Annotated in this window: 4 protein-coding genes; 1 reads left to right on the top strand and 3 read right to left on the bottom strand. The window is 72.6% G+C overall.

From position 1 onward, the window contains the following. The 3 genes from EEJ42_RS32385 to EEJ42_RS32375 all read right to left on the bottom strand — a co-directional run. The coding region (locus tag EEJ42_RS32385) for an NADH-quinone oxidoreductase subunit C (RefSeq protein ID WP_148082099.1) at positions 1-665 on the bottom strand (665 nt) is incomplete at its 3' end. Continuing rightward, positions 665-1,270 (bottom strand): NADH-quinone oxidoreductase subunit B, encoded by a 606-nt coding sequence (locus EEJ42_RS32380; RefSeq protein ID WP_123105489.1) that lies wholly within the window; start codon positions 1,268-1,270, stop codon positions 665-667. The genes EEJ42_RS32380 and EEJ42_RS32385, both read right to left, overlap by 1 nt. Continuing rightward, a complete protein-coding gene (locus tag EEJ42_RS32375; RefSeq protein ID WP_123105487.1) occupies positions 1,261-1,677 on the bottom strand; it encodes an NADH-quinone oxidoreductase subunit A in 417 nt (138 codons plus the stop codon). Before EEJ42_RS32375 ends, EEJ42_RS32380 begins: the two co-directional genes overlap by 10 nt. A gap of 227 nt (positions 1,678-1,904) precedes the next feature. On the opposite strand from EEJ42_RS32375, the gene EEJ42_RS32370 reads away from it, so the two are divergent. Beyond that, the coding region (locus EEJ42_RS32370) for a sensor domain-containing protein (RefSeq protein WP_184503376.1) at positions 1,905-2,529 on the top strand (625 nt) is incomplete at its 3' end.

The following is a 2,529-nucleotide window of genomic DNA, read 5'->3' as shown; positions in this document are numbered from 1 at the left end:
CCCGCCGCGCGGGCGCCGCGGGCCGGGCGGGCCGGGGCGGGCGGGAGCTGGCCCTTGAGCGGGCCCCATTCGTTGGGGTCGGGCACGCCCGGGGGAAGCATCTGGCGCCGCTTGGGGCCGCCGTGGTCGGACTCCCCCGGCTCCTTCGCGCCCGGCCAGGCCTTGGCGACCCGGGCCGCCAGCACGAAGTCCTTGCGCAGCGGGTGGCCCTCGAAGTTGTCGGGCAGCAGCAGCGGCGCGAGGCCGGGGTGGCCGCTGAAGCCGATCCCGAACATCTCGTGGGTCTCGCGCTCGTGCCACGCCGCGCCCGCGTAGACGCCCACGGCCGTGGGCAGCGTGGCGGCGTCGTGCGGCACGGTGGTGCGGACCAGCAGTCGGCGTATGGCGGCGCCCGGGGCGAGGGCGACGACGTGGGCGGCCACCCGGAAGCCCACGCCGGGCTCGTCCACCGCGCTCAGCCAGTCGAAGTAGGTGCAGCCGAGGGTGTCGCGGGCGGTCTCCAGCGCCGTGATCCACGCGTCGGCGGGCACGTCGACGGTGAGCAGGCCGTACGCCTCCTCGGCCGTCGCGCCCGCGCCGAACAGGTCGGTGGCGGGGCGCGGCAGCCAGCCCACCACGGCGCCGTCGGCCTCGGTCGGCTCAGGAGACTCGTTCGGCTCGGTCATCACGCGTCCTCCCGGGCGGCCGGGGGCTCGACCAGGCCGCTGCGCAGCGCGGCCGTGGACGGGCGGCCGCCCTTCGACGCGTACCGCTCCCCCAGCGACTCGCGGGCGATCTTCTCCTGGAGCTTGAGGATCCCCTGGAGCAGCGCCTCGGGCCGGGGCGGGCAGCCGGGGACGTACACATCGACCGGGATGATCTGGTCGACGCCCTTGGTCACGGCGTACGAGTCCCAGTAGGGGCCGCCGCAGTTCGAGCAGGCGCCGAAGGAGATCACGTACTTCGGCTCCGGCATCTGCTCGTAGAGTCGCTTGACGGCGGGCGCCATCTTGTCGGTGACGGTGCCGGAGACGACCATGAGGTCGGCCTGGCGGGGCCCCGGCGCGAAGGGGATCACGCCGAGCCGGATGAAGTCGTGGCGGGCCATCGAGGCGGCGATGAACTCGATGGCGCAGCAGGCCAGCCCGAAGTTGAAGACCCACAGGCTGTAGCGGCGGCCCCAGTTCAGGACCACCTTCATCGGCTCAGGGGCCAGCCGCGCGAGCGGGCCGAGGCGGCGCGGCTCCGGGAGATCCACGGGAGCCTGCGCGGGGGTCGGTGTCACGTCCATTCCAGGACGCCCTTCTTCCATGCGTACAGCAGACCTACGGCGAGGAACCCGAGGAAGATGAACATCTCCACCAGGGTGGCTGCGCCGAAACCGGGCGCGGCGAAGACCGTCGCCCATGGGAACAGGAAGATCGAATCCACCGCGAAAATCACGTACAGGAAAGCGTAGACGTAGTAGCGGACCTGGGTGTGTGCCCAGCTCTCGCCCACGGGGTCCACACCGCACTCGTACGTCAGCAGCTTCTCAGGCGTCGGCACCACCGGCCGCAGCAGCCGCCCTGCCCCGAAGGCCACGGCAACGAAGATCACCCCGACCGCCGCGACCAGACCCACCACCGTATAGGCGTGGAAGTAGTCGGCCGCGAGCGGGACGCTACTGGCCGCGCGTACGGTCGTCGCCTCCGGCACGTCCGCCCCTCGCTCCCTGTCCTGCCTGCTGCTCGTCGACCTCGTGTGTTCGACGATCCGTACGCACGGGAGTCTAGGCCCTACCGGCGGTATGGCGATCCGCCCGTCCGGCATGCGGAGCCCCGAGCCCGCGGGGAATGACCGGGGGACTACGGGGGCTAGCCCTACTCGGGCCCGGCGATGTACCCCATGGCGCGGCCCGCCGGGGCGCGGCAGTCTTTGGTGCCATGACCTCCGGTTCCCCCGACGAGCGCGGCGAGCGACTGCCGCGTCCGCCCGCTTTCGCCTATCCCGCGCAGACGTGGAAGGAGATCGCCCATCTCCTGGTCAATCTGCCGTTGGGCATCTTCGGCTTCGTCTACGCGGTGATGTGGCTGGCCGTGGGCGTGGGCATGGCGGTCACGATCGGGGGGCTGCCGGTGCTGGCCGTGGGCCTGCTGGGCAGCCGGTGGCTCGCCCGGTTCGAGCGGCGGCGCGCCCGGTCGCTGCTGGCGCTCCACGTGGACGAGCCCAGCCGTATGCCGGGCGGGCTCGACGGCGGCTTCTTCAGCTGGCTGTGGCGGAGCCTGCGGGATCCGGTGGGCTGGCGCGCCACGCTGTACGCCGCGATCCGGCTGCCCTGGGGCATCCTGACCTTCGCCCTGACGCTGGTCTCGCTGTTCATCGCCTGGCCGGTGCTGCCGTGGATCGCGCGGGCGCTGACCAACGTGGACCGGGTGATGGTGCGCGGGCTGCTGTCGCCGTCGGACGAGCTGGAGCGGCGCATCGCGGAGCTGGAGTCGGACCGGGGCACGGTGGTCGACACCGCCGCAGCCGACCTGCGCCGCATCGAACGCGACCTCCACGACGGAG

It is taken from the genome of Streptomyces botrytidirepellens (assembly GCF_003721215.1).
GTDB lineage: Bacteria > Actinomycetota > Actinomycetes > Streptomycetales > Streptomycetaceae > Streptomyces > Streptomyces himastatinicus.
This window is presented reverse-complemented; position numbering and strand designations above follow the sequence as displayed.

Coding starts and splice junctions, on each gene's coding strand:
- EEJ42_RS32380 (WP_123105489.1), bottom strand. CDS start 1,270: ATGGACGTGACACCGACCCCCGCGCAGGCTCCCGTGGATCTCCCGGAG.